Annotated in this window: 1 tRNA gene and 1 rRNA gene; both read right to left on the minus strand. The window is 53.0% G+C overall.

Annotation, left to right across the window (positions count from 1 at the left end):
• Positions 1-5: 5 nt before the first annotated feature.
• Positions 6-82 (minus strand) — tRNA-Ile (locus tag QPL95_RS18460).
• Positions 83-316: 234 nt separating this feature from the next.
• Positions 317-1857: ribosomal RNA gene (locus QPL95_RS18465) — 16S ribosomal RNA — on the minus strand.
• Positions 1858-2065: the final 208 nt, after the last annotated feature.

The raw sequence follows: 2065 nt of genomic DNA on the forward strand, positions 1-2065 counted from the left end.
AATTCTGGTGGGTCTGGGTGGACTTGAACCACCGACCTCACCCTTATCAGGGGTGCGCTCTAACCACCTGAGCTACAGACCCGGTTTCGCTTGTCTTCGAATCACCTGGACTGCGTTGCAGCTCTCACTCAATCAGTCACGTACAAATGTACGCTCCTTCTCTCACTCAATCTGCGCCTTGCCAGCTGATCCGAATCCGGCGCCAAACCCTAAGGTTCGGTCAAACCGATATCGGGCCTGCATAGACCCTTTTGCTCTCTTTATTCAGCTAACCAAGTAATTCGTGTGGACTCTGACCGAAGCGTTCGGCTTCGTTTAAGGAGGTGATCCAGCCGCAGGTTCCCCTACGGCTACCTTGTTACGACTTCACCCCAGTCATGAACCACACCGTGGTAATCGTCCTCCCGAAGGTTAGACTAACTACTTCTGGTGCAATCCACTCCCATGGTGTGACGGGCGGTGTGTACAAGGCCCGGGAACGTATTCACCGCGACATTCTGATTCGCGATTACTAGCGATTCCGACTTCACGCAGTCGAGTTGCAGACTGCGATCCGGACTACGACGCGCTTTAAGGGATTGGCTCACTCTCGCGAGTTGGCAGCCCTCTGTACGCGCCATTGTAGCACGTGTGTAGCCCTGGCCGTAAGGGCCATGATGACCTGACGTCATCCCCACCTTCCTCCGGTTTGTCACCGGCAGTCTCCCTGGAGTTCTCAGCATTACCTGCTAGCAACCAGGGATAGGGGTTGCGCTCGTTACGGGACTTAACCCAACATCTCACGACACGAGCTGACGACGGCCATGCAGCACCTGTGTCAGAGTTCCCGAAGGCACCAATCCATCTCTGGAAAGTTCTCTGCATGTCAAGGCCAGGTAAGGTTCTTCGCGTTGCGTCGAATTAAACCACATGCTCCACCGCTTGTGCGGGCCCCCGTCAATTCATTTGAGTTTTAACCTTGCGGCCGTACTCCCCAGGCGGTCAACTTAGTGCGTTAGCTGCGCCACTAAGACTTCAAGAGTCCCAACGGCTAGTTGACATCGTTTACGGCGTGGACTACCAGGGTATCTAATCCTGTTTGCTCCCCACGCTTTCGCACCTCAGTGTCAGTGTTGGTCCAGGTAGCCGCCTTCGCCACTGGTGTTCCTTCCTATATCTACGCATTTCACCGCTACACAGGAAATTCCACTACCCTCTACCACACTCTAGCCTGACAGTTCGAAATGCCGTTCCCAGGTTAAGCCCGGGGCTTTCACATCTCGCTTATCAAACCACCTACGCGCGCTTTACGCCCAGTAATTCCGATTAACGCTTGCACCCTCCGTATTACCGCGGCTGCTGGCACGGAGTTAGCCGGTGCTTCTTCTGCGAGTAACGTCAATCCTTAAAGGTATTAACTTTAAGGCCTTCCTCCTCGCTGAAAGTGCTTTACAACCCGAAAGCCTTCTTCACACACGCGGCATGGCTGGATCAGGGTTGCCCCCATTGTCCAATATTCCCCACTGCTGCCTCCCGTAGGAGTTCGGGCCGTGTCTCAGTCCCGATGTGGCTGATCATCCTCTCAGACCAGCTACGGATCGTCGCCTTGGTAGGCCTTTACCCTACCAACTAGCTAATCCGACTTAGGCTCATCCAATAGCGCAAGGTCCGAAGATCCCCTGCTTTCCCCCGTAGGGCGTATGCGGTATTAGCAACCGTTTCCGATTGTTGTCCCCCACTACTGGGCAGATTCCTAAGCATTACTCACCCGTCCGCCGCTCGTCAGCATCTAGCAAGCTAGATCTGTTACCGCTCGACTTGCATGTGTTAAGCCTGCCGCCAGCGTTCAATCTGAGCCATGATCAAACTCTTCAGTTTAAATCATACAAGAACCCGAAAGTTCTTAATTCTTGCTCAAGACAAAACTCAATGTTCGACGAGTCACTGTCAAGATATTTCATGTCCGAAATACCTCGGCCAGCGCCCACACGAATTACTTGGTCAACTTTTTAAAGAGCGTTTGAGCTGTTGCTCAATCAAGGTGGCGTATTCTACATCGTTCCGCTACCTTGTCAACCGTTTATTT

Origin of the sequence: Marinobacter sp. SS5-14b (assembly GCF_030541005.1) — a bacterium.
In the GTDB taxonomy this organism is placed as follows: Bacteria; Pseudomonadota; Gammaproteobacteria; order Pseudomonadales; family Oleiphilaceae; genus Marinobacter.